General features: G+C 68.1%; 31 protein-coding genes. 17 read left to right on the top strand and 14 right to left on the bottom strand.

Annotated features, from left to right (window positions below; all coding sequences use genetic code 11):
* The first annotated feature begins 49 nt into the window (after positions 1-49).
* A complete protein-coding gene (locus tag QMO14_RS26070) occupies positions 50-574 on the top strand; it encodes a phosphoribosyltransferase (RefSeq protein WP_093201538.1) in 525 nt (174 codons plus the stop codon).
* 24 nt (positions 575-598) lie between these two features.
* On the opposite strand, the gene QMO14_RS26065 is transcribed toward QMO14_RS26070, so the two are convergent.
* Both QMO14_RS26065 and QMO14_RS26060 read right to left on the bottom strand, forming a co-directional pair.
* Positions 599-1,051: a VOC family protein gene (locus tag QMO14_RS26065; protein WP_301510712.1), complete on the bottom strand. Its 453-nt coding sequence runs from the start codon at positions 1,049-1,051 to the stop codon at positions 599-601.
* 102 nt (positions 1,052-1,153) lie between these two features.
* Positions 1,154-2,002: a helix-turn-helix domain-containing protein gene (locus QMO14_RS26060; RefSeq protein ID WP_301510711.1), complete on the bottom strand. Its 849-nt coding sequence runs from the start codon at positions 2,000-2,002 to the stop codon at positions 1,154-1,156.
* Positions 2,003-2,128: 126 nt separating this feature from the next.
* On the opposite strand from QMO14_RS26060, the gene QMO14_RS26055 reads away from it, so the two are divergent.
* Complete coding sequence (locus QMO14_RS26055; protein ID WP_301510709.1) at positions 2,129-3,322, top strand: PLP-dependent transferase; 1,194 nt, start codon at positions 2,129-2,131, stop codon at positions 3,320-3,322.
* Positions 3,323-3,450: 128 nt separating this feature from the next.
* Positions 3,451-3,654 carry a hypothetical protein gene (locus tag QMO14_RS26050; protein WP_301510708.1) on the top strand — a complete coding sequence of 68 codons (204 nt, stop codon included), beginning with the start codon at positions 3,451-3,453 and terminating at the stop codon, positions 3,652-3,654.
* A gap of 64 nt (positions 3,655-3,718) precedes the next feature.
* Here QMO14_RS26050 and QMO14_RS26045 read toward each other — a convergent pair whose 3' ends face one another.
* On the bottom strand, positions 3,719-4,360 hold the full coding sequence (locus QMO14_RS26045; protein ID WP_301510707.1) for an arylesterase: 642 nt from the start codon (positions 4,358-4,360) through the stop codon (positions 3,719-3,721).
* A 36-nt stretch (positions 4,361-4,396) separates the two neighbouring features.
* Here QMO14_RS26045 and QMO14_RS26040 point away from each other — a divergent pair, with 36 nt between their 5' ends.
* From QMO14_RS26040 to rlmB, 4 genes are read left to right on the top strand one after another with little or no spacing between them, the layout of a single operon-like run.
* On the top strand, positions 4,397-5,107 hold the full coding sequence (locus tag QMO14_RS26040; RefSeq protein ID WP_301510706.1) for an ABC transporter ATP-binding protein: 711 nt from the start codon (positions 4,397-4,399) through the stop codon (positions 5,105-5,107).
* A 52-nt stretch (positions 5,108-5,159) separates the two neighbouring features.
* Complete coding sequence (locus QMO14_RS26035; protein WP_301510704.1) at positions 5,160-5,660, top strand: hypothetical protein; 501 nt, start codon at positions 5,160-5,162, stop codon at positions 5,658-5,660.
* Positions 5,661-5,685: 25 nt separating this feature from the next.
* Positions 5,686-6,669: a Yip1 family protein gene (locus tag QMO14_RS26030; protein WP_301510702.1), complete on the top strand. Its 984-nt coding sequence runs from the start codon at positions 5,686-5,688 to the stop codon at positions 6,667-6,669.
* A gap of 44 nt (positions 6,670-6,713) precedes the next feature.
* Positions 6,714-7,460, top strand: coding sequence for a 23S rRNA (guanosine(2251)-2'-O)-methyltransferase RlmB (gene rlmB, locus QMO14_RS26025; RefSeq protein WP_301510701.1), 747 nt, complete (start codon positions 6,714-6,716; stop codon positions 7,458-7,460).
* Here the strand turns inward: rlmB and QMO14_RS26020 are convergent.
* The 3 genes from QMO14_RS26020 to QMO14_RS26010 form a co-directional block, all read right to left on the bottom strand.
* Positions 7,457-8,656: an NAD(P)/FAD-dependent oxidoreductase gene (locus tag QMO14_RS26020; protein ID WP_301510698.1), complete on the bottom strand. Its 1,200-nt coding sequence runs from the start codon at positions 8,654-8,656 to the stop codon at positions 7,457-7,459. The two genes, rlmB and QMO14_RS26020, sit on opposite strands and share 4 nt — an antisense overlap.
* Before the next feature lie 95 nt (positions 8,657-8,751).
* Positions 8,752-8,922 carry a hypothetical protein gene (locus QMO14_RS26015; RefSeq protein ID WP_019653095.1) on the bottom strand — a complete coding sequence of 57 codons (171 nt, stop codon included), beginning with the start codon at positions 8,920-8,922 and terminating at the stop codon, positions 8,752-8,754.
* A gap of 130 nt (positions 8,923-9,052) precedes the next feature.
* Positions 9,053-9,655: a helix-turn-helix domain-containing protein gene (locus tag QMO14_RS26010; protein WP_301510697.1), complete on the bottom strand. Its 603-nt coding sequence runs from the start codon at positions 9,653-9,655 to the stop codon at positions 9,053-9,055.
* A gap of 63 nt (positions 9,656-9,718) precedes the next feature.
* Between QMO14_RS26010 and QMO14_RS26005 the strand changes: the two genes are divergently transcribed.
* Positions 9,719-10,240: a GNAT family N-acetyltransferase gene (locus QMO14_RS26005; protein WP_301510695.1), complete on the top strand. Its 522-nt coding sequence runs from the start codon at positions 9,719-9,721 to the stop codon at positions 10,238-10,240.
* Here the strand turns inward: QMO14_RS26005 and QMO14_RS26000 are convergent.
* Genes QMO14_RS26000 through QMO14_RS25985 form a run of 4 tightly spaced genes read right to left on the bottom strand, consistent with a single transcriptional unit; the run spans position 10,237 to position 12,895 of the window.
* Positions 10,237-10,713: a DUF3237 domain-containing protein gene (locus tag QMO14_RS26000; protein ID WP_301510693.1), complete on the bottom strand. Its 477-nt coding sequence runs from the start codon at positions 10,711-10,713 to the stop codon at positions 10,237-10,239. The genes QMO14_RS26005 and QMO14_RS26000 overlap by 4 nt on opposite strands.
* Positions 10,714-10,717: 4 nt before the next feature.
* On the bottom strand, positions 10,718-11,692 hold the full coding sequence (locus tag QMO14_RS25995) for an aldo/keto reductase (RefSeq protein ID WP_301510692.1): 975 nt from the start codon (positions 11,690-11,692) through the stop codon (positions 10,718-10,720).
* Positions 11,693-11,729: 37 nt separating this feature from the next.
* Positions 11,730-12,329, bottom strand: a complete 600-nt coding sequence (locus tag QMO14_RS25990; RefSeq protein ID WP_301510690.1) for a chromate transporter — start codon at positions 12,327-12,329, stop codon at positions 11,730-11,732.
* Positions 12,326-12,895 (bottom strand): chromate transporter, encoded by a 570-nt coding sequence (locus QMO14_RS25985; RefSeq protein WP_301510688.1) that lies wholly within the window; start codon positions 12,893-12,895, stop codon positions 12,326-12,328. The genes QMO14_RS25990 and QMO14_RS25985 overlap by 4 nt, the downstream gene beginning before the upstream one ends.
* 98 nt (positions 12,896-12,993) lie before the next feature.
* Between QMO14_RS25985 and QMO14_RS25980 the strand changes: the two genes are divergently transcribed.
* Positions 12,994-13,917, top strand: a complete 924-nt coding sequence (locus QMO14_RS25980; RefSeq protein ID WP_301510687.1) for a YihY/virulence factor BrkB family protein — start codon at positions 12,994-12,996, stop codon at positions 13,915-13,917.
* Between the two features lie 22 nt (positions 13,918-13,939).
* Here QMO14_RS25980 and QMO14_RS25975 read toward each other — a convergent pair whose 3' ends face one another.
* Entirely contained in the window at positions 13,940-14,506 is a 567-nt protein-coding gene (locus QMO14_RS25975; RefSeq protein ID WP_301510686.1) for a DUF924 family protein, read from the bottom strand.
* A 117-nt stretch (positions 14,507-14,623) separates the two neighbouring features.
* On the opposite strand from QMO14_RS25975, the gene QMO14_RS25970 reads away from it, so the two are divergent.
* From QMO14_RS25970 to QMO14_RS25955, 4 genes are all read left to right on the top strand, one after another.
* Positions 14,624-15,073: a CHRD domain-containing protein gene (locus QMO14_RS25970; RefSeq protein WP_301510685.1), complete on the top strand. Its 450-nt coding sequence runs from the start codon at positions 14,624-14,626 to the stop codon at positions 15,071-15,073.
* A gap of 64 nt (positions 15,074-15,137) precedes the next feature.
* On the top strand, positions 15,138-16,346 hold the full coding sequence (locus QMO14_RS25965; protein ID WP_301510683.1) for a patatin-like phospholipase family protein: 1,209 nt from the start codon (positions 15,138-15,140) through the stop codon (positions 16,344-16,346).
* A 101-nt stretch (positions 16,347-16,447) separates the two neighbouring features.
* Positions 16,448-17,197, top strand: coding sequence for an acetoacetate decarboxylase (locus tag QMO14_RS25960; RefSeq protein WP_301510682.1), 750 nt, complete (start codon positions 16,448-16,450; stop codon positions 17,195-17,197).
* Positions 17,198-17,263: 66 nt separating this feature from the next.
* A complete protein-coding gene (locus QMO14_RS25955) occupies positions 17,264-18,046 on the top strand; it encodes a 3-hydroxybutyrate dehydrogenase (RefSeq protein ID WP_301510681.1) in 783 nt (260 codons plus the stop codon).
* A 105-nt stretch (positions 18,047-18,151) separates the two neighbouring features.
* Here the strand turns inward: QMO14_RS25955 and QMO14_RS25950 are convergent, their stop codons facing one another.
* A complete protein-coding gene (locus tag QMO14_RS25950; protein ID WP_301510679.1) occupies positions 18,152-19,108 on the bottom strand; it encodes a helix-turn-helix domain-containing GNAT family N-acetyltransferase in 957 nt (318 codons plus the stop codon).
* Between the two features lie 140 nt (positions 19,109-19,248).
* Here QMO14_RS25950 and QMO14_RS25945 point away from each other — a divergent pair, with 140 nt between their 5' ends.
* On the top strand, positions 19,249-21,648 hold the full coding sequence (locus QMO14_RS25945; RefSeq protein ID WP_301510677.1) for a YgiQ family radical SAM protein: 2,400 nt from the start codon (positions 19,249-19,251) through the stop codon (positions 21,646-21,648).
* A gap of 17 nt (positions 21,649-21,665) precedes the next feature.
* Here QMO14_RS25945 and QMO14_RS25940 read toward each other — a convergent pair whose 3' ends face one another.
* Positions 21,666-22,046 (bottom strand): tautomerase family protein, encoded by a 381-nt coding sequence (locus tag QMO14_RS25940; RefSeq protein WP_301510675.1) that lies wholly within the window; start codon positions 22,044-22,046, stop codon positions 21,666-21,668.
* A 230-nt stretch (positions 22,047-22,276) separates the two neighbouring features.
* On the opposite strand from QMO14_RS25940, the gene QMO14_RS25935 reads away from it, so the two are divergent.
* Both QMO14_RS25935 and QMO14_RS25930 read left to right on the top strand, forming a co-directional pair.
* Positions 22,277-23,194, top strand: coding sequence for a DMT family transporter (locus tag QMO14_RS25935; protein WP_301510674.1), 918 nt, complete (start codon positions 22,277-22,279; stop codon positions 23,192-23,194).
* Positions 23,195-23,232: 38 nt separating this feature from the next.
* On the top strand, positions 23,233-24,138 hold the full coding sequence (locus QMO14_RS25930; protein WP_301510673.1) for a hypothetical protein: 906 nt from the start codon (positions 23,233-23,235) through the stop codon (positions 24,136-24,138).
* A gap of 6 nt (positions 24,139-24,144) precedes the next feature.
* On the opposite strand, the gene QMO14_RS25925 is transcribed toward QMO14_RS25930, so the two are convergent.
* Positions 24,145-25,020: a CoA transferase gene (locus tag QMO14_RS25925; RefSeq protein ID WP_301510672.1), complete on the bottom strand. Its 876-nt coding sequence runs from the start codon at positions 25,018-25,020 to the stop codon at positions 24,145-24,147.
* A gap of 171 nt (positions 25,021-25,191) precedes the next feature.
* Here QMO14_RS25925 and QMO14_RS25920 point away from each other — a divergent pair.
* Positions 25,192-25,393: SDR family NAD(P)-dependent oxidoreductase (locus tag QMO14_RS25920; protein WP_301510671.1), on the top strand; the 202-nt coding region annotated here is incomplete at its 3' end.

Raw genomic sequence — 25,393 nt, 5'->3', positions numbered from 1 at the left:
CCGGTTCCGCGGTGTTCCCAAAGAAGAGACATTGAAGGAAACCCACGCTATGTTGACTGAAGACGGCAAGCATCTCTACGTCAGCTACGACGAGTACCACAACCTGATCGAGAAACTCGCGATCAAGGTGCACCAGTCGGGCTGGCAGTTCGACACCATCCTGTGCCTGGCGCGCGGCGGCATGCGCCCGGGCGACGTGCTCTCGCGCATCTTCGACAAGCCGCTGGCGATCATGTCGACCAGCTCGTACCGCGCCGACGCCGGCACCGTGCAGGGCCATCTCGACATCGCCCGCTACATCACCACGCCCAAAGGTGAGATCGCCGGCAAGGTGCTGCTGGTGGACGACCTGGCCGACTCGGGCCATACGCTGCACGCGGTGATGGACATGCTGCGCAACAACTATCCACCCATCACCGAGCTGCGCAGCGCCGTGATCTGGACCAAGGCGCTGTCCACCTTCACGCCCGACTACCAGGTGGAATTCCTGGCCACCAACCCGTGGATCCATCAGCCCTTCGAAGGCTACGACTCCATGGGCGCCGAGAAACTGCTCGAGAAGTGGTCGGTCTGATCTGAACCGACCGCCGGCGCCGGCCTACTGCCCGGCGTCGGTGAGCATCGCGGTGTAGCGCCGCTGCATTTCCTCCGGCGTCAGCTTCTCGATGCTGTGCCCCACGTTCCAGCGATGGCCGAAGGGGTCGCGAAAGACGCCTGAGCGTTCCCCGTAGAACTGATCCTGCGGTGCCATGTCGAGCGTGGCGCCGGCCTCGACGGCGCGCGCCACCACGGCATCGGCGTCGTCCACATGCAGGTGCAGCGTGACGGCCGTGCCGCCCAGCGTCTTCGCGCTGTGGATGTTGAACTCGGCGAACTCGTCCGAGATCATCAGGATCGCGCCGTTGTGGAAGTCCAGCTCCGCATGGCCGATGCGCCCGCTGGGCTCGGTCAGGCGAAAGATCTCCTTCACCTCGAAGACCTTGCAATAGAACTCGATGGCTGCGCCGGCATCGTGGACGCAGAGGTACGGAAACAGTTCGTGGATGGCCATGGCCTGGTTGTCCCTTCGGGTTGTGATGGGCGCGATTCTGGTGTTCGCCGCTCGCGTCGTCTTGAACAAATTTGAACTGCTCCGCGGCACCCGGTCCGGCGCTCAGATACGCACGTGCCTCGAAGAAACCGGCGCCGCTCGCCGGTAGGCCTGCGGCGACATGCCGGCAATGGCCTTGAAGTCGCGGTTGAAATGCGCCTGATCGCTGTAGCCGGCCTCCAGCGCCAGCTCGACCCAGGGGCGGTCAGGCTGGATGGCGAACTGCCCGAGCACATGGTCGAAGCGCAGCATGCGCGCGTACTGCTTGGGCGCCAGGCCGGTCATGCCGCGAAAGAGCGCGATGAAGCGTCGGTGGCTGTAGCCGCTTTGCTGCACAAGCTGACCGATGGCGCCGGCCTGCCCGTCGTCGTCGTTGACACTCGCGCCGTACATGCGGGCCAATGCCTGCGCCACCGCGGGGTGCAGTCCGTGCATCGAAGACGAGGCAAGGCGCGCTTCGAGGAGCGCAACGACGATGGCGAGCTGCCGCTGCAGCGAATCGGTGCCGTGCAGTTGTTCGAGCGCGAAGTTCGCATCCGCGCCCCAGAGCGCTTCGAGCGGCGTGTGCCGCTCGGCCAGCGCGTCTTCGGGCGCGCCGAGCAAGGCCCGGGCCGCTCCCGGCTGCAGCATGACGCCGACCGTGCGCGTCGTCACCGACACGTCGCGCACGAAGAAGGCCGAGCGGGTTCCTCCCACCATCGCGTAGCCCACCGTGAACCCCTGTGCATCGGCATCGTCGCGAAAGAGGCGCAACGACGGCCCCGAGAGCCTGAAGACCAGGTGCATGCCGCCCGTGGGCAGCACATGCTCGCGCGCGCCCGGCTGCTCGTCGGGAGTGCCTTCAGGCGACGAAGCCCACATCAGCCGCACGAAAGGCCGCAGGTGTGGAGGGGCAAGGCGCGTCAGTTGCACTGTCTCGGGCTTCTTCCATGGAACGGGGACGACATGGGGCTCCGGCCGGTCCGCGCATTGTCCGACGGAACGTCCGCAGGAAAAGCCCCCGAGGGCCCCCGGGTCGGGTCGCGCTAGCATGCACCCATGAGCAAGCCTTCCACGACCCTGATCCACCACCCCTACGTTCCGCCCGCCACCTTCGCCGCGCCGCAGCCCGGCGTGTTCAAGGCATCCACCGTGTTCTTCGCCGACGTCGCCGCGATGCGCGCGCGCGACTGGCGCACCAAGGCCGGCTACACGTACGGCCTGCATGGCACGCCCACCACCTTCACTCTGGAAGAGCGCCTGGCCACGCTCGAAGGCGGCACCGAATGCCTGCTCGTTCCCAGCGGGCTGGCGGCCATCTCGCTGGTCTCGTTCGCCTTTCTCAAGACCGGCGACGAGGTGCTGATCCCCGACAACGCCTACGGCCCGAACAAGGCGCTGGCCACCGGCGAACTGGCGAACTTCGGCATCACGCACCGCCTGTACGACGCGATGAATCCGGCCGACCTTGCGGCCAAGCTCTCGGAGCGCACGCGGCTGGTGTGGGTGGAGGCGGCGGGCTCGGTGACCATGGAGTTTCCCGACCTGCCCGCGCTCGTCAACATCTGCCGCGCGCGCGGTGTGATGACCGTGCTCGACAACACCTGGGGCGCGGGCCTGGCCTTCGCGCCCTTCGATTTCAACGGAAGCGGGCAGGGCGTCGACATCTCGGTGCACGCCCTCACCAAGTACCCCAGCGGCGGCGGCGACGTGCTCATGGGCAGCGTGACCACGCGCGACGAGCGCCTGCACCGCGCGCTCAAGCTCACGCACATGCGCATGGGCTTCGGCATCGGCGTGGGCGACGTCGAGACGCTGCTGCGCTCGCTGCCCAGCATCGCGCTGCGCTATGCGGCGCACGACCGCGCGGCGCGCGAACTGGCCGGCTGGCTCAACGGCTGCGAGGAGATCGCGCAGGTGCTGCATCCCGCGCTGGAAGATTCGCCCGGCCACGCCCACTGGCGCGCGCTGTGCGGCGAAACCAACCTGGCCGCCGGCCTGTTCTCGGTGGTGTTCGACGAGCGCTACAGCACCGAGCAGGTCGACCGCTTCTGCGACGGCCTGCAGCTCTTTCGCCTGGGCTATTCGTGGGGCGGGCCGATCAGTCTCGTCGTGCCCTACGACATCGGCCTGATGCGTGACGCGAGCGTGGCGCGCTGGCCCTGCAAGGGCACGCTGGTGCGTTTTTCCATCGGCCTCGAAGACGTGGAAGATCTGCGTGCCGATCTTCGGCAGGCGCTTGCGCGGATGTAAGAAATCGCATCCCGTCGACTGGCCTTGTCGCCTCGGGCGCGTCATGGGGTACCTCCTTGAGACTGCACCGTTATCGCTTACAGTAGGCCACGGCAGTCAGCCCGACTGCCTTGCCTCAAGGAGAAGCAGTGGCAACACCCAATTACGGCTACGAAAAGCGACAGAAGGAGCTGGCCAAGAAGAAGAAGAAGGAAGAGAAGCTTCGCGAAAAGGCAAACCGCAAGCTCAACCCGAGCAGCGACGGGCTGGCGCCCGGAGATCCCGAAACCGACGTGGCCTCGCTCGAACACGATCCGCCCACGGTGCCGGACCTGCCCACCAAGAACGGCTGATTCCACCCAGGCTCGCCGATCCATCAAACAAAGCCGCCGCAGGCACCCGCCTGCGGCGGCTTTTTCATTGCCTGGGCAGAAGCTTGCGCAGCTCGGTCCAGACGTTGTCCAGCAGCTGCGGCTGCGCGGCCGCCGTCGGGTGGATGCGGTCGGCCTGGAACAGCGAGAGCGCATCCGGCGCATCCGCCACGCCCTTGAGCAGGAAGGGCACGAGCGCCGACCTGGTCGCGGTCGCCACCTTGGAGAACACCGCCTCGAAGCGCCGCGTGTAGTCGGCGCCGTAGTTGGGCGGCACCTGGATGCCGACGATCAGCACCTTCGCGCCCGCCGCCTGCGCGGCCTTGGTGATCTGCATCAGGTTGCTCTCGGTGTCCGCGAGCGGCAGGCCGCGCAGCGCGTCGTTGGCGCCGAGTTCGAGCACCACCAGGCTGGGCTTGTGCTGTGCGAGCAGCGGCGCGAAGCGGGCGCGTCCGCCGGAACTGGTGTCGCCGCTGATGCTGGCGTTGACCACGGTGGCGGCGATCTTCTGCTGCGCAAGTCTTTTTTCGAGCAAGGGTACCCAGCCTTCGCCGCGCTTGAGGCCGTACTCTGCGCTCAGCGAATCGCCGAGCACCAGAATCACCGGCTTGCCCGAGGCAGCCGTGGAAGACGAGGCCTGCGCCGCCGTCGTCCATATCCCCGCGCTGCCGAGCGCGGTGGTGGTCAAGATAAAGTCACGTCGATTCAAAACCAGAGCCTTTCCATGTCCCAACCCCCGTCTGATGCCATTGTCGCCGTCGAGCATGTGTTCAAGTCCGTCACCGATTCGACCGGCACGCTGGACATTCTGCAGGACATCGATTTCACCCTCGGCGCGCGGGAAACCGCCGCCATCGTCGGCGCCTCGGGTTCCGGAAAGAGCACGCTGCTGTCGATCATCGCGGGGCTGGATACGCCGACGCGCGGCACGGTGAGGCTCGCGGGGCAGGATATCTTCGCCATCGACGAGGACGAGCGCGCCGCGGTTCGCGCACAGCGCGTGGGTTTCGTGTTCCAGAGCTTCCAGCTACTGGGCAACCTGAGCGCGCTGGAGAACGTGATGCTCCCGCTGGAGCTGGCCAACCGCAAGGACGCCCGCAAGGCCGCCACCGAAATGCTCGGCCGCGTCGGCCTCGGCCAGCGGCTGGGCCACTATCCGAAGGTGCTTTCGGGCGGCGAGCAGCAGCGCGTTGCGCTGGCCCGCGCCTTCGTCGTGCAGCCCGCGCTGCTGCTGGCCGACGAGCCCACCGGCAGCCTCGACTTCGCCACCGGCGAGCAGGTCATGCAGCTGATGTTCGACCTCAACCGCGAGCTCGGCACCACGCTCGTGCTCGTCACCCATGACCGTGGCATCGCGGCGCGTTGCGAACGACGCATCACCATCGAGGCCGGACGCGTCGCGCTTAATGAAAAAGTGGCTCTGGCGCCTGCCTGACAAGAGCAATAAGCTACCAAATGAATAGCAAGCCACATTCGAGGAGATGTTCATGGAGGAAATCCCGCCGGACGCCGTCCTGGCGCTGCAACGGGGCCGGATGATCGAGGCCATCAAGATCGTACGCACCCGCACGGGCATGGACCTCAAGTCGGCCAAGGAAGCCGTCGATCGCTTCGCCGATCGGCAGGAGGCGGGAGACGACGAAAACATCGCCGCGGGCGGCCGCGGCGGGCCGGCGGCGGCGAGGCAGGACCGCGGCTTCGCGTCGATGCCCTCCATCGCGCTCATGGCGCTGGCGCAGGGCAACAAGATCGAGGCCATACGCCTCACTCGCGAAGCCACCGGGCTGAGCCTGGCGGCAGCGAAGCGGCTGGTCGACAACCACGACGACCCGACGCTGGGCGGTTTCGGCCCCCTGACCCAGCACATGCCCCGGCGCCCCGTGCAGGAGCCGGGCCGCGTGCACGACGGCGGCTACAAGTGGCTGCCCGTGCTCATCGTCCTGCTGGCGGCGGTCATGGCCTGGCTGCTGTTCGGGCAGAAGGCATGAGCCAGAAAGACAAAGCAACCAATCAATGATCGTTCCCCAGTTCTGGGCCGAAGGCCGCATTCAGGAGCGCGTGGCCGGCAAGCAGATTACCGTGCGCCGCTACGGCTGGTCCGACGAGAGCCCCGTGGCCGCGCAGGCGCACGCCGACCAGCGCACCCGAGACGCCTTCGACCGCATCGCCCACCAGGGCGAGAAGCTCGAGCGCCGCGAGCGCAAGCTTGCCTACAACGGCGCCGAGGGCGTGCCGATCCGCGAGGAGATCGTCGAGCGGCACGGCGACACCGTCGTCACGCGCAACGGCTACGGCGCGCGCTGCCTCAACACGCCCGACGTGCTGTTCGTCGACATCGACTTCGAGGAGCCCCTGCGCGGCAGCGTGTTCGGCTACGCGCTGGTGCCGGCGCTGATCGCGGGCGTCGTCGGAGGCTGGGCCGCCAGGACGTGGCTTGGCGGGCTGATCGCTGGCCTCATCGTCTTCGCCGTGGCCTGGGTCATCGGCCAGCGCAAGAAGCGCGGCGAGCACAGCGGCAATCCGGCGCCCGAGAAGCGGGCCGCGGAGCGCATCGCCCGCTTCATGCAGCAGCATCCCGACTGGAACCTGCGCATCTACCGCACGCCGGCGGGCTTCCGGCTGTTGGCGATGCACGATGTTTTCAATCCTTCTGACATGGCGGTGGCCGACTGCTTCCATGCGCTGGGCGTCGACAAGGTCTATGCGCGCATGTGCCGCAACCAGAACTGCTTTCGCGCCCGCCTGAGCGCCAAGCCCTGGCGCATCGGCATCGGCGACCACATGCGGCCCCGTCCGGGCGTGTGGCCGGTGTCGCCCGACAAGCTGCCCGCGCGCGACGCCTGGATCGCCCGCTACGAAAAGGCCGCCGAGGGCCACGCCGCCTGCCAGTACCTGGAGAGCGTGGGCAACGCCGCGAAGGTGCATCCGAGCGCACTGGCGGTGCAGGAGCTGCACGACGAGCGCACCCGCGCGCTCAGCGGCCTGCCGCTGGCCTGAGCACGGGGCGAGGGCGGCCCCGAGGGGGCAGGGATAATCCACGGATGTCTTCCCCCAAAGTGATCTTCGGCTTCCATGCCGTGGGCGTGCGCCTCAAGACCGCGCCGAAGTCGGTGCTCGAAGTGCTGTTCGACGCCAGCCGGCGCGACGCGCGCATGAAACAGTTCCTTGCCCGCGCGCAGGAAACAGGCGTGCGGCTCATCGAGGCCGACGGCGCGCGGCTTTCCAAGCTCAGCGGCAGCCACGGCCACCAGGGCGTGGTGGCGCGGGTCGAGCCCGTGGCCCAGGTCCGCTCCCTCGACGAACTGCTCGAAGGCCTCGAAGAGGCCGGCACCGTGCCGCTGCTGCTGGTACTCGACGGCGTGACCGATCCGCACAACCTCGGCGCCTGCCTGCGCGTGGCCGATGGTGCCGGCGCGCACGCGGTCATCGCGCCCAAGGACCATGCGGCCGGCATCAACGCCACCGTCGCCAAGGTGGCGAGCGGCGCGGCCGAGACGGTGCCGTACTTCATGGTCACCAACCTCGCGCGCACGCTGAACGAGCTCAAGGAGCGCAACATCTGGTGCGTGGGCACCAGCGACGACGCGCCGGGCACCATCTACCAGAGCGACTTCAAGCGTCCGCTGGCGCTGGTGCTGGGCGCCGAGGGCGAGGGCATGCGCCAGCTCACGCGCAAGACCTGCGACGAGCTCGTGAGCATCCCGATGGCCGGCGCGGTCGAGAGCCTGAACGTCTCGGTGGCCAGCGGCGTGTGCCTCTACGAGGCAATGCGGCAGCGCGGCGGCTAGACCTTCGGCAGCGATCCACCCTTGCGGTGGAAGTAGACGAGTTCCGCGACCCGCCGCATCTGCGGCGTGCCCAGCAGGCGGTTGAACATCCAGTCGTTCTGGAAGTGGTCGAAGGCCCAGCGCAGCGCGCGCTTGAGCCTGAAGCCCGGGTAGCCGCGAACGAACCACGTCGCCGGATCGCCGACTTCGCCTCGGATGAAGCGCGCCACCGCCTCACCCGCGCGCTGGCCGTGCAGCAGGGCGGTGTGGATGCCGCCCGCGGTCACCGGCGACACCATGCCTGCCGCATCGCCCACCAGCAGCGCCCGTTCGCGCGCCACCACCGGCAGCACGCCGCCGCAGGGAATCATGCCCGCGCGCACCGCGACCGGCGGCGCATCGCCGGGCGTGACTACCGGGGCGATCTTGCGCAGCAGCGGATCGAGCTTCAGCGCGCCCGCATCGCCGTGCCCCACGCGGCGCGCCAGCCCGATCTGGCTCACGCCCACGCCTTCGAGCGCCCAGCCGATGTAGCCGGGCGCCAGCTTGCGATCGATGAAGCAATGCAGCAGGTCGGGCGCCATCTTCGCGCCCTGGTATTCGTGCTCCACACCGTAGAGAAAGCGCGTGTTGCGCGACAGGCCCAGCGCCTTGGCAACGCGCGAGTGCGGGCCGTCGGCCCCGACGAGATACGTGGCCGTGATGCAGGGGCCGTGCGTCAGCGGCACTTCCCAGCGGCCGTTGAGCCACAGCGCCTGCTCGAACAGCGTGCCGAGTTGCACGTCGACGCCGCAGGCCCGGGCCGAGCCCACCATCCAGTCGAGCAGGGCGGGCGCGTCGGTGGCCCAGAACCAGTAGCCCGGCGCGTGCAGGTCGACGTGGTGCATGTCGGGGGCATAGAGCCGCACGCCCTCGATGCGCCGCACCAGCGCGGGCGGCACCTCGGCCAGCCAGGGCACGCTGTCGACCGCGTCCTTGACGATGATGCCGGTGGTGTGCAGCTTGGCGCCGGCGGCGTTCTTCTTCTCCAGCACCATCACGCTGAGGCCCGCGAGCGCCGCGGCACGGGCACMGGCGAGGCCCGCGAAGCTCGCGCCGACGACGAGCAGGTCGACCTTGATGTTGCCCATGCCGCTGCCGGCCGAAGGGGCCGGAGCGGGGGCCGTCGAGGAGGCGGAGGGGAGAAGCGGGGAGAAGAAGCTTGGTGATGTATGCATGGGGCCGCTGACTTGAAGCAATGCGCACCGCGTGCCGCGATGCGCGCTGCGAAGTTAGCGACCCTCTGTGCGGGCGGCGTGAAGCCCGCGTGAACTCAGGAGGGGTCCTTGCCGCGCGTTCGGCCCACCGCACTGAAGATGCCGATGCCCAGCAGGATCACCGCGCCGATGCCGATGTAGAGCGTGGGCACGCCGGCTACCGAGGCGCCCCATGCGACGCCGGCCAGGAAAATCAGGAAACCGATCATGTAGAGCGCGAATGACATCTTCGTTCCTCCGGAAGTCTGGATGCCTTGCAGTATTCAGGGCGAGGCTGCCCGCAGCACCGGCAAGCGCCGGATGTGCATGTGGGAGCGTGCCTACCCCGTGGGTGCGACGTTCCCTTGCTCGTGCGGCCTACTCAGGGCTTGCCACCAGCAGATAGCGGCAGGCGCCGCGCCCCAGCGCCTTGAAGACCAGCGGCCGGTCCACGCCGAAGTCCAGGCAGTCGCCCGGCGCGAGCTCGAAGCGCTCGTCGCCGTAGTCCACCCGCAGTTCGCCTTCGAGCATCCACAGGCACTGCCGGTACGGCTTGCCGCTCCAGCGCGGGTAGTCGACCTGCGCCGAGCGCGGCAGTTCGATCTCGACCATCTCGACGCCGCTGCCCGCCTGGCGCTCGGCCACCTGCCGCCGCAGGTAGCCGGCCTGCGGGTCGCGCCACACCTCCTGCTCGGCGCGCGTGCGCAGCCGCTTCGGCCGCCCCTTCTCCTCGGTCAGCAACTGCGCCAGCGGCACGCCCAGCCCGGCGGCCAGCTTGCCCAGCAGCACGGCAGTGGGGCTGCTCTGGGCGCGCTCCACCTTGGAAATCATGGCCTTGCTCACGCCCGAGCGTTCGGCCAGGTCCGCGAGGCTCAGCCCCTGCGACTGGCGCAGGGCCAGCAGCCGGGTGGCGATGAGCAGGTCGATGTTCTGGCCGGAAACGTCGGCAGGGGATGGGTCAGGAGATGAGTCGTTTCTCATATGAGATTATTATTCTCCTATATTGAACGAAATTTCAACGAGACCCGAACGAGGACCCGCACCATGCGTCTCATCTCCTGCACCGAAGAAGCCCACGCCGCCGCGATCCTGGCCATCCTCAACGAGGCCATCGTCACCTCCACCGCGCTGTACGACTACAAGCCCCGCACGTCCGAGAACATGGCTACGTGGTTCGCCACCAAGCGCGCCAACGGCTTCCCGGTGATCGGGGCCGAGGACGAGAGCGGCAAGCTGCTGGGCTTCGCGAGCTACGGCAGCTTCCGCGCCTTTCCCGCCTACAAGTACACGGTGGAGCACTCGGTCTACGTCGACAGCGCCCAGCGCGGCAAGGGCCTGGGCCGCACGCTGATGGAAGCCATCGTCGAAGAGGCCGTGAAGCGTGACGTGCACGTGATGGTCGGCGCCATCGACGCGGCCAACGCCGGCAGCATCGCGCTGCACGAGCACCTGGGCTTCGAGCACTCGGGCACGGTGCGTCAGGCGGGTTTCAAGTTCGGGCGCTGGCTCGACGTGGCCTTCTACCAGCGCATCCTGTCGACGCCGCTGAACCCCGTCGACGGCTAGTTCAGCGCGAAGAAGCGCATCACCACCTCGGCCGGATGGCGCACGCCGGCTCCGGTGAACATGCGCTCGTTGATCCACTTCAGCGAAGCCGAGGCAGTCTCGAAGCGCGGACTGCAGCGGAAGTACACCTGCGACGGGTCGACCGGCTCGCCGCGCAGCAGCTTGGCCATCACCTCGGGCGAGGCGCTTCGCATCGCGCTGTTGTGCACGTAGACCAGGTCGCCGGCGTCGGTCTCCAGGCCGTAGCGCGCGTCGAGTTCGGAGAGCGTGTCGCTCACGATCAGCTGGAAGTCGCTGCCGCCCGGCAGCACGCGTGCCCGCCAGCCGTGGCCGATGGCTTCGCCGCCGGTGATCGGCACCACGCGGCGCAGCCCGCGCGGGCTGTTGCCCAGCACCTGCGGAATGCCCACCTGGATGCTCAGGTCGGCGAAATGCTCCAGCGTGGGAGCGGCGATGGAGTCGAATATGGTCATCGGATCAGGCCGCGGGCTTCGCCGTTTCTGCGCTGGCGCGGTCGAGCATCTCGATGGTGCCCGCGTCCAGCTTCAGCTGGGTGGCGACCACGAGTTCCTCGAGCTGCGCGATGGACGTCGCGCTGGCGATCGGCGCCGTCACGCCCGGGCGCGCGATCTGCCATGCGATGGCGACCTGGCCCGGCTTGGCGTTGTATTGCTGGGCCACCTTGTCGAGCGCGTCGAGGATGCGCAGGCCGCGCTCGTTGAGGTATTTCTTGGTGGTGTTGGCGCCGCGCGCACTCTTGGCCGCATCTGCCTCGGTGCGGTACTTGCCCGTGAGGAAGCCCGCGGCCAGCGCGTAGAAGTTGATCACGCCCACCTCGCGCTGGATGCACAGCGGCTCCAGCGCGTCCTCGAACACGGCGCGGTCGTAGAGGTTGTACAGCGGCTGCAGGCTCTCGTAGCGGGCGATGCCCAGTCGCTCCGACACGTCGAGCGCCTCGGCCAGGCGCGGCGCGGTGTAGTTCGACGCGCCGATGGCGCGCACCTTGCCTTCCTTGATCAGCTTGTCGAAGGCTCCCAGCGATTCTTCCAGCGGCGTGTTGGCGTCGTCGTCGTGGGACTGGTAGAGATCGATGTAGTCCGTCTGCAGGCGCTTGAGCGAGGCCTCCACGGCTTCGCGGATGTACTTGGGCGAAAGGCCCACCTTGCCTTCACCCATCGGCTTGCCGACCTTGGTGGCCAGCACCACGCGGTTGCGCTTGCCGCTTTGCTTGAGCCACTTGCCGATGATGGTCTCCGATTCGCCGCCGGTGTGGCCCGGCACCCAGGCCGAATACACGTCCGCGGTGTCGACGAAGTTGAAGCCGGCGTCCAGCCAGGCATCGAGCAGCTTGAAGGAGGCTGCCTCGTCGACGGTCCAGCCGAACACGTTGCCGCCGAAGGCGAGCGGGGAAACCTGGAGGCCGGATCGGCCGAGCGGACGAAGTTGCGACATGGCGATGTGTTCCTGATGAAAGGGGAGGGAAGAACGATCAGACGAAGCCCACGGCGCCCAGCACCGCGCCGGCGCCGAGCAGCCAGAGCAGGTGGATGCGCGTGCGCCAGACGATAAGCGCGGCGGCGCCGGTCAGCAGCCACAGGTGCCATGCGGGCGCATCGCCGGCATGGTTTCCCGCAGCCAGCACCCAGCCAGTGGCGATCAGCAGGCCCACCACCACGGGTGCCATGCCCTGCTTGAAGGCGCGAACCTCGCGGCGCGTGCGGTTGCGGTGGCCCCAGCGGGTGGCGAAGTAGGTGAGGGTGGTGCTCGGCAGCATGATGCCCAGCATCGTGACCAGCAGACCGAAGAGGCCGAGCACCCAGGCGTGCGGCCCCGCGCCGACGCCGCCGCCGGCATTGAGCCCCACGTTCCAGCCCATCAGCGCCACGAACAGCACATTGGGCCCGGGCGCCGCCTGTGCGATGGCGACCGAGGAGGTCAACTGCGCATCGGTGAGCCAGCCGTGCTGCGTGACGAGGTAGCGATGCATGTCGGGCACCGTGGTGATGGCGCCGCTGATCGACAGCAGCGACAGCAGCATGTATTGCCCGAAGAGGGCCAGCCAGTCGTGCCATTGCATGGCGATGGTCATGGGGCGATCCTCTTCCAGGTCCAGATGCAGGCCACGCCGCCGACCACCAGCAGCACCCAGCCCAGCGGAATCTTCAGCACCGCGATGGCCGCGAACACCAGCGCCATGATGGCCAGGCAGGCCGCGAAGCCCAGCGGGTGCTTGCGCAGCTGCGGCACCAGCTTGACGCCCGTCGCGGCGATGAGCCCACCCGACACCGCCCCCATGCCCCGCAGCGCGGCCGCCACCTGCGGGTTGCCGGCATAGTGCGCGTGCAGCACGGCCAGCGCGAGGATCACCGCCAGCGGAATGGTCAGCATGCCCGCCACCGCCGCCAGCGCGCCGCGCAGGCCGAAGTAGCGGTCGCCGATCATCAGCGCGAGGTTGATCACGTTGGGCCCGGGCATCACCTGCGCGACGGCCCAGTCCTCGAGGAACTGCTCCGGCGTGAGCCATTTCTTCTTCTCGACCATCTCGCGCTGGACGATGGCGAGAACTCCGCCGAAGCCCTGCAGCGCGAGCCAGGTGAACGAAACAAAAAGGTCGCGCGGCGACTGCGGGTGGGCTGCGGGGGGAGACGGTTGCATGTCGAGCGATTATCGTAGGCGGACATTCGCCTTGCCGGGCGCCGCCGCGACGATACGGCGCCCGGCTGCTTCACGCGTTTCAAGGAGGACATTCCAGCATGGTCACGCAACTGCGCGCGCTCTTCGATCTCTGCCGCCGGGCCTTCAATTCGTGGTCCAACGACTACGCCCCGAGCATGGGCGCGGCGCTGGCCTACTACACGGTGTTCTCGATCGCGCCGCTGCTGCTGATCGTGATCGCGGTGGCGGGCCTAGTTTTCGGCCAGGAGGCCGCGCGCGGCGAGATATTCGCCCAGCTCTCGGGCCTGATGGGCGAGCAGGGCGCGGCGGCGGTGCAGGGCATGCTGAAGGCGGTCAACAAGCCGGCCGAGGGCATCGTGGCAACGGTGATCGGCATCGGGCTGCTGGTGGTGGGCGCCACCACCGTCTTCGGCGAGCTGCAGGATGCGCTCGACCGCATCTGGCGCGCGCCGGCGCGCACCAAGAACAAGGGCCTGTTCAACATGCTGCGGGTGCGGCTGCTGTCGTTCAGCATGATCATGGGCATCGGCTTCCTGCTCATGGTGTCGCTGGTGGCGAGCGCGGCGCTCGCGGCGCTGGGCAAGTGGTGGTCGCCGATGTTCGGCGCCTGGGAGACGACGGCGCAGGTCGTCAACTTCGTCTTCAGCTTCGCGATGGTGACCGTGATCTTCGCGATGATCTACAAGATCATGCCGCGCGTGAAGGTGCAGTGGCGCGACGTGTGGGTGGGCGCGGCGGTGACGGCGCTGCTGTTCACCGTGGGCAAGCATCTGATCGGCCTGTACATCGGCAAGAGCAGCGTGGCCTCGGGCTACGGCGCGGCGGGCTCGCTGGTGGTGGTGCTGGTGTGGGTGTACTACTCGGCGCAGATCTTCCTGCTGGGCGCGGAGTTCACCTGGGTCTATGCGCGCACCTACGGCTCGATGAAGGACACGGCGGGCATCGCCGAGCTGAACCCGTCGCCCACGCGCGAGTTGCCGCTGCCGCACAACGACGACTGAGCGGCACTGTCTTGTTGGCGGCTCAGCCTGCGAAGCCGCCTTCGTCCAGGAACTTCTGTTCTTCCGCCGTGCTGGTGCGTCCGAGCATCCGGTTGCGATGCGGAAAGCGGCCGAAGCGCGCGACGATGTCGCGGTGCAGCACGGCATAGCGCCGGGTGTTGTCGTCGAGCACGGCGTTGAGTTCCACCGAGCGCTCCTGCTCGGCCAGCACCTCGGAGTGCATGAAGGGCAGGTAGAAGAAACGTTGCAGCACGGGCTCGCATTGCCGGTCGAAGCCCGCCTCGACTGCCTGCTTGGCCACGGCCAGCGCCCTGCCATCGGTGGCCAGCATGTGCGGGTTGCCGCGCCAGGCGTTGCGCGGGAACTGGTCGAGCAGCACGAGCAGGGCCAGCGCGCCCTGGGCATCGGCCGCCCAGTGGTCGAGCTCGCCGCGGGCCGCGGCCTGATGGGCTTCGGCGAAGCGGGAGATGAAGTCGGCATCGAAGGCGTCGTTCTTGGCGAACCAGCGCTCGGGGCCGGCTTCGCTCCAGAAACCGACCACGTCGCGGGCCGAAGGGACTGCAGGGGCGGCAGGGGCTGATGAAGTCATCGACACATTCTCTTTCAGGTTGTGTGCGCCGGGCCAAGTCGGGGCGATGGCCGACAGGAAAGCGCCCGTGGAGCTGCCTATGCTGTGGACGCTTTTCACAACCAGGAGATAAAGCTCATGACCAAATATGGCGCCCTCTTGCGCGCAGCCCTCGTCACTGGCGTTGCCAGTGCCGCGCTGGCCGGCTGCGGAATGATGTCGAAATCGAACGTCGCGAGCTTCAGCGGCGCGATGAACGCGGCGAGCGAAGTCCCGCCGAACATGACGCGTGGCAGCGGCATGGCCGAGGCCTGGCTCAACCGCGACACCAATGTGCTCAAGTACAAGATCACCTACACCGGCCTGAGCGGCCCGGCGACCATGGCGCACTTCCACGGCCCGGCCGCGGCGGGAGCCAATGCGGGCGTGGTGCTGCCCTTCGCCAATCCTGCGAGCCCGATCGAGGGACAGGCCACGCTCACGCCGGCGCAGGCCGCCGACCTGTCGGCGGGCAAGTGGTACGCCAACATCCACACGGCCGCCAACCCCGGTGGCGAGATCCGCGGGCAGATGCTGCCGAAGATGTGAAATCGTTCCAGGGGCAAGAGCCCCTGGTCAGGTTTGTGTCTCGGGGCTGGTGTCAAATGAACGCATGACGACGACACCCCCGAAGAAGAAAACCCGTGCCGCCTCCAAGCCCCTCGATCCTTTCGCCTCGCGCCGCGAGGACATGCGCACCGCCCGCAAGGCGCTGGTGCTGCAGGGCGGGGGCGCGCTCGGCGCCTACCAGGCCGGCGTGTACGCGGCGCTCAGCGAAACCGAGCTTCAGCCGGACTGGATCGCCGGCGTTTCCATCGGCGCCATCAACGCCGCGCTGATCGCGGGCAACGCGCAGGAAAAGCGCGTCGACCGGCTGCGCGAGTTCTGGCACCTCGTGTCCTCCGGGCCTTCGCAGCGGCTGCCTTCATGGCTGGGCGACCGGGCCATGCAGAACCAGTACAGCGCGACGATGGCCTCCCTGGTGGGCATTCCGGGCTTCTTCGAGCCGCGCTACTCGCCGGCCTTCCTGCTCGGCGGCGCCGCGCCGCTGCTGAGCTACTACGACACCTCGCCGCTGAAGTCCACGCTGGAGCGGCTCGTCGATTTCGACCGCATCAACGCTTGCGAGGCCCGCTTCAGCGTGGGCGCGGTGAACGTGCGCACGGGCAATTCGGTGTACTTCGACAACACGCGCCAGCGCATCGGGCCCGAGCACATCATGGCCAGCGGCGCGCTGCCGCCGGGCTTCGCGCCGGTGAGCATCGACGGCGACGACTACTGGGACGGCGGCATCGTGTCGAACACGCCGCTGCAGTACGTGCTCGACATGCACCCGCGCAACGAGCCGCTGGTGGTGCTGCAGGTCGACCTGTTCAACGCGCGCGGCGAGATGCCCCGCACCATGGCGGGCGTGCTGGAACGGCAGAAGGACATCACCTACTCGAGCCGCACGCGCATGAACACCGACGCGCTGGCCGCCAACATGAACCTGCAGCAGGCGATTGCCGACCTGATCTCCAAGCTGCCGGCCAGCCTGCGCAACGACCCCAGCGTGCACGAGGTGCAGTCGCAGCTCACGCACGAGCCCATCGACATCTTTCACCTGATCTACCGTGACAAGCCCTACGAGCTGGAGTCGAAGGACTACGAGTTCTCGCGCGCCGCGGTGGAAGAGCATTGGGAAGCTGGCGCGCGCGACATGCGCGTGACGCTGGCCCATCCGGAGACGCTGCGCGCCGACGCCACGGTCAATGGCGTGACCACCTTCGACCTCGGCGAGCATGGCTCGGGGCGCGTCAAGCGGCCGGGGCTTTCGCGATGAGCTTCAGGGACGACCGGCGATTCAGCCCCGGCTAAGAAACCAGCGCGAGACTGGGCCGTCACTTCACCGTTCCAGCTTCACCAGGAGGAAATGTTTGCATCATGAACATTGAAGACGTGCGACGAACGGCATTCGCGATGCCGCTGACCAGTCCGGCCTTTCCGCCAGGGCCTTACCGCTTCATCAGGCGCGAATTCCTGATCATCACTTACCGCACCGACATCGAGGCCCTGCGCGCCGTGGTGCCCGAGCCGCTCGAAGTGGTCGAGCCGCTGGTCAAGTACGAATTCATCCGCATGCCCGATTCCACCGGCTTCGGCGACTACACCGAGTCGGGCCAGGTCATTCCGGTGCAGCTGCGCACCGCCAGGGGCGTGGAGAAGGGCGCGTACGTGCATGCGATGTACCTGAACGACCATCCGCCCATTGCCGGCGGGCGGGAGCTCTGGGGCTTTCCGAAGAAGCTGGCCTCGCCGGTGCTCGACTACGAGACCGACGTGGTCGTCGGCACCCTCGACTACGGCAAGGTCCGCGTGGCCAAGGCCACCATGGGCTTCAAGCACCGCATGCTCGACCCGGCGCCCATCCTCGCGGGCATCGCGCAGCCGAACTTCCTGCTCAAGATCATTCCGCACGTCGACGGAACGGCCCGCATCTGCGAGCTGGTGCGCTATCACATGGTCGACGTGACGCTGCACGGCGCGTGGGGCGGGCCCGGTTCACTCGAACTGCACCCGCACGCGCTGGCGCCGGTGGCCGATCTGCCGGTGCGAAAGGTCGAGTCGGCGGTGCACTACATCGCCGACATGACGCTCGCGCTCGGCACGGTCGAGCACGACTACCTCGCCTGATTCTTGCTGGCGGCTTCAGTTTTCACGCCGCCAGCTTCCCAACCCCAACCCTCAAGGAACATCACCATGCAACTCAAGGACAAGGTCGCCTACATCACCGGCTCGGCCAGCGGCATCGGCAAGGAAATCGCCATCCTGTTCGCGCGGGAAGGCGCGAAGATCATCATCGCCGACCTCAACAAGGAAGCGGCCGACGCCACCGCGGCCGAGCTCAAGGCCACGGGTGCGCAGGCCATCGGCGTGGGCGTGGACGTGACGAACGAAGACCAGGTCAACGCCTCGGTGGAAGAGGGCGCGGCTGCCTTCGGCGGCATCGACATCCTGATCAGCAACGCCGGCATCCAGATCGTGCACCCGGTGGAGGAATTCAGCTTCGCCGACTGGAAGAAGATGCTGGCCATCCACCTCGACGGCGCCTTCCTCACCACCAAGGCCTGCCTGAAGCACATGTACGCGCAGGGCCGCGGCGGCAGCGTGATCTACATGGGCTCCGTGCACTCCAAGGAGGCCTCGCTGCTGAAGGCGCCCTACGTGACGGCCAAGCACGGACTCATCGGCCTGGCCAAGACGGTCGCCAAGGAGGGTGCCAAGCACGGCGTGCGCGCCAACGTGATCTGCCCGGGCTTCGTGCGCACGCCGCTCGTCGAGAAGCAGATTCCCGAGCAGGCCAAGACGCTGGGCATCACCGAGCAGGAAGTCATCAAGAACGTGATGCTGAAGGAGACCGTCGACGGCGAGTTCACGACCACGGAAGACGTGGCGCGCGTGGCGCTGCTGTTCGCGGGCTTCCCGACGAATGCGCTGACCGGGCAGTCGCTTGTGGTGAGCCACGGCTGGTTCATGCAGTAACTGTTGCTCGCCCCCAGGCTGCGCGCACTTCGTGTCGCTTCGCCAACCCCCTGCCGGGGGCAACACCTGCGGCCCGGCAAAGCCGGTTCCGCGGTGTTCCTGGCACTACAGCTTCAATTCCCAGGTCTCGCCCTCGAGCGGGGTGCCATAGCCCTCGTGCGGCTCCGAAGCCGTGAGCTGGAAGCCGCGGCTGGCATAGATGCCGCGAGCGGCGGTCAGGCAGCTGTTGGTCCACAGCACCATCTTCCGGTAGCCCTTGAGGCGGGCGAAGGCGATGCATTCGTCGACCAGCTTGCCGCCCAGCCCCAGCCCGCGCGCGCCGGGCGTGAGGATCAACAGGCGCAGCTGCGCGACCGTGGCCGACTTGCGCACCACGAAGATCGAGCCCACACGCTCGCCGTTGAGCTCGGCGATCCAGCAGCGCTCCCATTCGGGCTGGAACTTGAGCAGGAACTCGCCCGCGATGCCGGCTACCAGCGCCTCGAAGGTGCTGTTCCAGCCGTATTCCCGCGCATAGATCTCGCCGTGCTGCTGCACCACCCAGCCGATGTCGCCCGGAGCCGGGCCGCGCAGGACGGCCGCCTGCGGCTTCGCGGGCGGCGCTTCGGGGTCGAGCAGCGACTGCACCGTGCCCATGGCGCGCACCAGCTGCTGGCGCTGCGCCGGCGCCAGCGAGGCGAGCAGGGCGGCAGCCTCTTCGCGTGATTTCTGCTGCAGCGGCGCGAACGCTGCATGGCCCGCGTCGGTCAGGCGCAGCACGCTCTGGCGCGCATCGCGCGGATGCGGCTCGCGCACCAGCCAGCCCTCGTTCTCGAAGCGGCGAAGGATGCGGCTCAGGTAGCCGGCGTCGAGCCCGAGGTCGCGCCCGATCTCGCTCGCGACGGCCATTTCGCGGTGCGCCAGCTCGTAGAGCACGCGCACGTCGGTCAGCGACATGGCGCTGCCGAGGTAGGGGTCCAGGGCGCCGATGCGGCGTGTGTAGAAGCGGTTGAACTGCCGGATCGCCTTGACGGCGGCGGTGTCGATGGGGGGCGAAAGCTCTGGCATGGTTGCCATTGTCATTTAGATATTTGACTTTGGCAATCAATTGGCTGGGGAGAGAACTTGGCTCCGGGATGTCATGAAGCGACAGGGATGATGGAAAACCCTAAAATCTAGGGTTGCCCACAACGGCGGCGCCCCGGCGCTGTCCGATCCCACCGATGAACGCCCCCGTCGACGTCTCCTTTTTCGCGCGTGCCGCCAAGCCGCTGACCAGCTACCGCAAGTACTGGGCGGCCCGTTTCGGCACGGCGAAGTTCCTGCCGACCTCGCGCAAGGAAATGGAAGCGCTCGGCTGGGACAGCTGCGACATCATCGTCGTCACGGGCGATGCCTACGTCGACCACCCCAGCTTCGGCATGTCGGTGATCGGCCGCATGCTGGAGGCCCAGGGCTTCCGCGTGGGCATCATCGCGCAGCCCGACTGGCAGAGCGCGGAGCCCTTCAAGGTGCTGGGCAAGCCGAACCTGTTCTTCGGCGTCACCGCCGGCAACATGGATTCGATGATCAACCGCTACACGGCCGACCGGAAGATCCGCAGCGACGATGCCTACACCCCCGGCGACGTCGGCGGTTCGCGCCCCGACCGCGCGGCCATCGTGTATTCGCAGCGCTGCAAGGAAGCCTGGAGCGACGTGCCGATCATCCTCGGCGGCATCGAAGGCAGCCTGCGCCGCATCGCCCACTACGACTACTGGTCGGACAAGGTGCGCCGCTCCATCGTGGTGGACGCCAAGTGCGACCTGCTGCTGTACGGCAACGCCGAGCGCGCCATCGTCGAGATCGCGCACCGCCTGGCCGCCAAGGAGCCGGTGCAGCAGATCACCGACGTGCGCGGCACCGCCTTCGTGCGCCGTGAAACCCCCGAGGGCTGGTTCGAGATCGACTCCACCAGCGTCGACGAACCCGGCCGCGTCGAGGCGCACGTCAACCCGTACCTGATGGTGTCCGACCAGGCGAAGGCCAACGGCGCCACCTGCGCGAAGGAAGACGAGGCCCAGGCGGTGGCCAAGGCGGCCGAAGCCGCGGGCTCGACTGCCGTCAATCTCGCCATCAAGCCGCTGAACTTCGTGCCCAACCCCGCGCTGCAAGGCAAGGGCAAGACCAAGGTGCCGCCGCGCGAGCGTTCGGTGATCCGCCTGCCGGCCTACGAGCAGGTGCGCAGCGATCCTGTGCTCTACGCGCACGCCAACCGCGTGCTGCACCTGGAGACCAACCCCGGCAACGCCCGCGCGCTGGTGCAGGCGCACGGCGAGGGCACCACGGCGCGCGACGTGTGGATCAACCCGCCGCCCATTCCGCTCACCACGGCAGAGATGGACCACGTGTTCGACCTGCCGTACGCGCGCAGCCCGCACCCGCGCTACGCCGACGAGAACGGCAGCCACGACGGCGCGACCAAGATCCCCGCCTGGGAAATGATCCGCTTCAGCGTGAACATCATGCGCGGCTGCTTCGGCGGCTGCACCTTCTGCTCGATCACCGAGCACGAGGGGCGCATCATCCAGAGCCGCTCGGAAGACTCGATCATCAAGGAGGTCGAGGCCATCCGCGACTCGGTGAAGGGCTTCACCGGCACCATCTCCGACCTCGGCGGCCCCACCGCCAACATGTACCGCATCGGCTGCAAGTCGCCCGAGATCGAGGCCGCCTGCCGCAAGCCCAGCTGCGTGTACCCGGGCATCTGCCAGAACCTCAACACCAACCACGACCCGCTCATCAAGATCTATCGCCGGGCGCGCGCGTTGAAGGGCATCAAGAAGATCCTGATCGGCTCCGGCCTGCGCTACGACCTGGCCGTGCAGTCGCCCGAGTACGTGAAGGAGCTGGTGCAGCACCACGTGGGCGGCTATCTCAAGATCGCGCCCGAGCACACCGAGCAGGGCCCGCTCACGAAGATGATGAAGCCCGGCATCGGCAGCTACGACAAGTTCAAGCAGATGTTCGAGAAGTACTCGGCCGAGGCTGGCAAGAAGCAGTACCTCATTCCGTACTTCATCGCCGCGCATCCGGGCACCAGCGACGAGGACATGATGAACCTCGCGATCTGGCTCAAGAAGAACGGCTTCCGCGCCGACCAGGTGCAGACCTTCTATCCGAGCCCGATGGCCACGGCCACCGCGATGTACCACTCCAACCGCAACCCGCTGCGCAAGATCACGCGCGAGAGCGAAGCGGTGGACATCGTGCGCGGAGACAAGCGCCGCCGCCTGCACAAGGCCTTCCTGCGCTACCACGACGCCAACAACTGGCCGCTGTTGCGCGAGGCGCTCAAGGCGATGGGCCGCGCCGACCTGATCGGCAACGGCAAGCACCACCTCATCCCGACCTGGCAGCCGCTGACCGATGGCGGCTACACCAGCGCGCGCCGCAAGAATTCGACCGCGGCACCGCCAACCGCCAAGGCTGCGCCGGTCAAGCTGGCACCGGTGAAGCCCTCCAAGGGCCGCATCCTCACGCAGCACACCGGCCTGCCGCCGCGCGACAACGGCTCGGGTTCGGGGCCGGCCGGGCGCAAGCTTGCCGGCCCGGTGCGCGGCAACATCCGCAAGCCGCGCTGAGCGGCGGGCTTGCGCCTTCAGGCGTACTGCATCTCCCCGTTGCCGAAGGACCAGTTCTCCTTCGCCACCTCGACGAGGTTGATGAACACGTCCTCGCGCCGTATGCCCAGCTGGCCGTGCAGGTCGTCGGCCACGCGCCTGTAGAAGGCCTTCTTCATCTCGGTGGTGCGCCCCTGGTTCAGCGTGATCTGGATCAGCAGGAAGCCCGGCGAGTACGCCACGCCGAGATAGCTCGCCGGATGCACCAGCTCGTGCGGGGCGTGCCGCGTGATGACCTGGAACTTGTCGTGCTCCGGCACGTTGATGGTGTCCCGCATGGCCTGGTAGACGAGATCCCCGATGGCCGGGCCCAGGGTTTCGGGACTGTCGCTGGAAAGCTCGATCCGCACGAGTGGCATGTGTTGTTCCTTGAAAAAGTCTCGGGCGCCTAAGATACGCGACATGGCCCGCCATCTTTCTCCCCCTTCCGTAGTCCGCTGCTGAAGCGCGCTTCGCGCTCAGGCCCAAGTGGTTGCCGCCAGCCGAGCCCCCTGGGCCGGCCAGCGGCTCGGATGGTCACGCCCGCCTCCTGAACCCGATCCCGAAGCGATCGGCCATGGCGGGCGTCATGGAGAAAGAACTCTCATCAATGAACGCAAGAACGTCTGCCGCCCTGGCCTGGGGCGGCGTGCTGCTGGCTGGCGCCCTCTGGGGCGGTGGTGCGCTGGTGGCGCAATTCCTGATCGATGGCGGCATCGCGCCGCAGAGCCTGTCGCTGGCGCGCTTCGCCCTCGGGCTGCCGCTGCTGTGGTGGCTGCAATGGCGGACGCCGGCGATCCCCGGTGCCGGCTGGGCCGATCTGAGCAGCCGGGAGCGGCTGCAGATGCTGGCTACAGGCGCTGCAATGGCGCTCAACGTGAGCTGCTGGTTCGCCGGCATCGTGCACCTGGGCGCGGCGCTGCCGACCGTCATTTCGATCTGCTGCGCCCCGGTGATCGTCACGCTGGTTTCGGTGCTGCGCGGCTATGAGCATCTCGGCCCCAGGCTGATCGCCGGCCTGCTGCTTGCGCTGGCCGGCGTGCTGCTGCTGGTGATGCCCGCCGGAGGATGGGGCCCGCTGGCCCCGGGGCATGCGGCTGGCGTGGCCTGGTCGCTGGGCTCGGCTTTCTGCTACGCGATGGTGGTGCTGGGCAACGCGCGCATGCCGGCGCGGGTGCCGGCCGTCACGGCCTCGGCCTGGGGGATGACGGCAGCGGCGCTGTGCATGCTGGCCGTGGCGCTGCCTTCGGGCATCACCTGGCCAGCCGGCGGCGCCCAATGGCTGGGCGTGGGCTACACGGGCGTGGTGACGACCTCTGTGGCCTACCTGGCCTTCGCCTGGGGCGCGCGGCGGCTGTCGCCGACGGCGGCGGTGGTCGGTACGCTGGTCGAGCCGCTGGTGGCGGCCTTGCTGGCCGCGTTGCTGTTCTCGCAGCCCATGACGTCGCGCCAGTGGGCAGGGGCCTTGCTGCTGGCTGGCGCGATGCTGCTGATGGTGCGGCGCGGCAAGCAGGCGCAGTCCGACTGAAGCCAGGGGCGGGGCGCTCCGTTGTATGGTGTGGTCCCATGAGCAGCTCGCCCCACTCGCCGGCTTCGTGGATGCGCATCCTGGCGGCAGCGCTGTCGCTGGCGGTTTTCTCGGTGTCGGCCCTCGCGGCCGCGCCGGAGAACTCTGCTGCGCAGGCGCTGCGCGCCGTCCACCAGCGGATGAGCGACAAGCTCAACCACAGCAGCTTCGGCCGGGCTGTGCAGCTCGATTCCATGGAAACGGCCGATGGCCTGCAGGGCGACGTCTACGCCGTGGTCGAGCACCCGCTCTCCGAGATCGCCGCCGCGCTCAAGGACCCGGCCCACTGGTGCGACGTGCTGACCCTGCACGTCAACAACCGGCGCTGCCGCACCGGCAGCGGCCCTCAGGGGAGCGAGATGCTCACGCTCTACGTGGTGCGCCGCTACGACAAGCCCGTGGACCAGGCCTTCGAGCTGCCCTTCGTCTACCGCGTCGCCGGCAGTTCGCCCGATCACCTGCTGGTGGAGCTGTCGGCCGAGAGCGGCCCGCTGGGCACCAGCAACTACCGGGTAAAGCTCGAGGCCGTGGCGCTCGACGAGCGCAAGAGCTTCCTGCACTTCAGCTACAGCTACGACCACAACACGATGGTGCGCCTGGGCACCATGGCCTATCTGGCGACCTTCGGCAGCGACAAGGTGGGCTTCACCGTGATCGGCAAGACGCCCGAGGGCCAGCCCGACTACATCCGCGGCCTGCGGGGACTCGTGGAGCGCAATGCGATGCGCTACTTCCTGACGCTCGACGCCTACCTCTCGGCGCCGGGGCCGGACCAGGCCGAGCGTCGCCAGCGTCGCTGGTTCGCGGGGGCCGAGCAGTACCCGCGCCAGCTGCACGAGATCGATCTGGACACGTATCTCGCGCTCAAGCGGGAAGACCGGCGGCGCGACGGCTACAGCCGCTGAGCCGGATCAGTCGGCCAGCGTCAGCAGCGGCACGTCGCGCTCGCGGCTCATGGCGTCGAGTTCGGTGCGTGTGCGCGTCAGCAGCCAGGCGGCCAGTGCCTCGCGCGTGGCCGGCGCCAGCATGTCGCGCGAGGCGATCTGCGCGGCCTCGCAGAGCCGGTCGGCGAAATGCGGCTCCAGCGCCGCCACCGCCACGCGGCCATCGGCGCAGGGATAGACGCGGTAGCCGGCGTGCGCGCCACCGACCGTGCCCGAAGGCTGCGTCAGGCCCCAGGTGCGGGGCAGGGCGAGCCAGTCGGCCGAGGCGTTCAGCGCCACTTCCAGATAAACGCCGCCCGTCTTGCGCGAGCGCAGCAGCATGGCTTTCAGCACCGCCTCGCTGGCGAGCAGGGCGCCGCCCATGTCGGCGTAAAGCGTTGGAGGCAGTTCGGTGCCGGTGACGAGGCCGCTTTCGGCGAGGTAGGTCAGGTCGTGGCCCGGCTCCTCGGCGCGCTCGCCTGGTGCGCCGACGATGGCTACCTGCGACAGCGAAGGATGGCGCGCCTGCAGTGTGGCCCAGTCGAGCTTCAGCTTGGCGAGCGCCGAGGGGCGGAACGAGGTGAGCAGCACGTCGGTGGAGGCCAGCTCGGCGTGCAGCTGCTGCTGCCCGGCCTCGGACTTCAGGTCGAGGGCGCGGATCTCGATGCCCTCATGCAGCGCGGCATAGGCCGGGCGGTTGTAGAGCCCCATCGGGTCGCCGCCCGGCGGCTCCAGCTTCAGGCAGGTGGCGCCCATGCGGCGGCAGCGCAGCAGCGCGGCGGGGCCGGGCAGGTTCAGCGCGAGGCTGAGGACGCGAACGCCCTCCAGCGGTGCGAAGGCTTGATCGTCGGCGGGGCTCGGCATCGGTCCTGGTCTCCGGAAGAATCGTTTCGCGCATTCTCGCCCGAGGGGCGGAGCCACTTCCCGCAAGCCGCGAAAGCACGGCGCGCGTAGCATGTGCCGGTGGCGGCGCCAGCTTCCCCTTCCTTTCTTCATGCCGCCTTCCCACCTTCCCATCGACCAAGGAGACGACCCATGTTTGAAGCTTCCCTCATGAGCGGCCAGCGCATTCTGGTGACCGGCGGCGGCACCGGCCTCGGCCGCGCGATGGCCGAGCGCTTCCTGAGCCTCGGCGCCGACGTGGCCATCTGCGGCCGGCGCCAGTCGGTCTGCGAGGAGACGGCGGCCGAATGGCGCAAGCAGTTTCCGCAGCGGCGCATCGATACCTTCGGCGACG

Source organism: Variovorax sp. CAN15 (assembly GCF_030462475.1).
In the GTDB taxonomy this organism is placed as follows: domain Bacteria; phylum Pseudomonadota; class Gammaproteobacteria; order Burkholderiales; family Burkholderiaceae_C; genus Variovorax.
The sequence above is the reverse complement of the archived record's forward strand: the minus strand, read 5'-3'. Positions and strand labels throughout refer to the sequence as shown.

Excerpts from the sequence above, each read along its gene's own strand:
- QMO14_RS26070 (WP_093201538.1), top strand. The coding sequence starts at position 50 with ATGTTGACTGAAGACGGCAAGCATCTCTACGTCAGCTACGACGAGTAC.
- QMO14_RS26065 (WP_301510712.1), bottom strand. The coding sequence starts at position 1,051 with ATGGCCATCCACGAACTGTTTCCGTACCTCTGCGTCCACGATGCCGGC.
- QMO14_RS26055 (WP_301510709.1), top strand. The coding sequence starts at position 2,129 with ATGAGCAAGCCTTCCACGACCCTGATCCACCACCCCTACGTTCCGCCC.
- QMO14_RS26040 (WP_301510706.1), top strand. The coding sequence starts at position 4,397 with ATGTCCCAACCCCCGTCTGATGCCATTGTCGCCGTCGAGCATGTGTTC.
- QMO14_RS26035 (WP_301510704.1), top strand. The coding sequence starts at position 5,160 with ATGGAGGAAATCCCGCCGGACGCCGTCCTGGCGCTGCAACGGGGCCGG.
- QMO14_RS26030 (WP_301510702.1), top strand. The coding sequence starts at position 5,686 with ATGATCGTTCCCCAGTTCTGGGCCGAAGGCCGCATTCAGGAGCGCGTG.
- rlmB (WP_301510701.1), top strand. The coding sequence starts at position 6,714 with ATGTCTTCCCCCAAAGTGATCTTCGGCTTCCATGCCGTGGGCGTGCGC.
- QMO14_RS26015 (WP_019653095.1), bottom strand. The coding sequence starts at position 8,922 with ATGTCATTCGCGCTCTACATGATCGGTTTCCTGATTTTCCTGGCCGGC.
- QMO14_RS26010 (WP_301510697.1), bottom strand. The coding sequence starts at position 9,655 with ATGAGAAACGACTCATCTCCTGACCCATCCCCTGCCGACGTTTCCGGC.
- QMO14_RS26005 (WP_301510695.1), top strand. The coding sequence starts at position 9,719 with ATGCGTCTCATCTCCTGCACCGAAGAAGCCCACGCCGCCGCGATCCTG.
- QMO14_RS26000 (WP_301510693.1), bottom strand. The coding sequence starts at position 10,713 with ATGACCATATTCGACTCCATCGCCGCTCCCACGCTGGAGCATTTCGCC.
- QMO14_RS25995 (WP_301510692.1), bottom strand. The coding sequence starts at position 11,692 with ATGTCGCAACTTCGTCCGCTCGGCCGATCCGGCCTCCAGGTTTCCCCG.
- QMO14_RS25990 (WP_301510690.1), bottom strand. The coding sequence starts at position 12,329 with ATGACCATCGCCATGCAATGGCACGACTGGCTGGCCCTCTTCGGGCAA.
- QMO14_RS25985 (WP_301510688.1), bottom strand. The coding sequence starts at position 12,895 with ATGCAACCGTCTCCCCCCGCAGCCCACCCGCAGTCGCCGCGCGACCTT.
- QMO14_RS25980 (WP_301510687.1), top strand. The coding sequence starts at position 12,994 with ATGGTCACGCAACTGCGCGCGCTCTTCGATCTCTGCCGCCGGGCCTTC.
- QMO14_RS25975 (WP_301510686.1), bottom strand. The coding sequence starts at position 14,506 with ATGACTTCATCAGCCCCTGCCGCCCCTGCAGTCCCTTCGGCCCGCGAC.
- QMO14_RS25970 (WP_301510685.1), top strand. The coding sequence starts at position 14,624 with ATGACCAAATATGGCGCCCTCTTGCGCGCAGCCCTCGTCACTGGCGTT.
- QMO14_RS25965 (WP_301510683.1), top strand. The coding sequence starts at position 15,138 with ATGACGACGACACCCCCGAAGAAGAAAACCCGTGCCGCCTCCAAGCCC.
- QMO14_RS25960 (WP_301510682.1), top strand. The coding sequence starts at position 16,448 with ATGAACATTGAAGACGTGCGACGAACGGCATTCGCGATGCCGCTGACC.
- QMO14_RS25955 (WP_301510681.1), top strand. The coding sequence starts at position 17,264 with ATGCAACTCAAGGACAAGGTCGCCTACATCACCGGCTCGGCCAGCGGC.
- QMO14_RS25950 (WP_301510679.1), bottom strand. The coding sequence starts at position 19,108 with ATGACAATGGCAACCATGCCAGAGCTTTCGCCCCCCATCGACACCGCC.
- QMO14_RS25945 (WP_301510677.1), top strand. The coding sequence starts at position 19,249 with ATGAACGCCCCCGTCGACGTCTCCTTTTTCGCGCGTGCCGCCAAGCCG.
- QMO14_RS25940 (WP_301510675.1), bottom strand. The coding sequence starts at position 22,046 with ATGCCACTCGTGCGGATCGAGCTTTCCAGCGACAGTCCCGAAACCCTG.
- QMO14_RS25935 (WP_301510674.1), top strand. The coding sequence starts at position 22,277 with ATGAACGCAAGAACGTCTGCCGCCCTGGCCTGGGGCGGCGTGCTGCTG.
- QMO14_RS25930 (WP_301510673.1), top strand. The coding sequence starts at position 23,233 with ATGAGCAGCTCGCCCCACTCGCCGGCTTCGTGGATGCGCATCCTGGCG.
- QMO14_RS25925 (WP_301510672.1), bottom strand. The coding sequence starts at position 25,020 with ATGCCGAGCCCCGCCGACGATCAAGCCTTCGCACCGCTGGAGGGCGTT.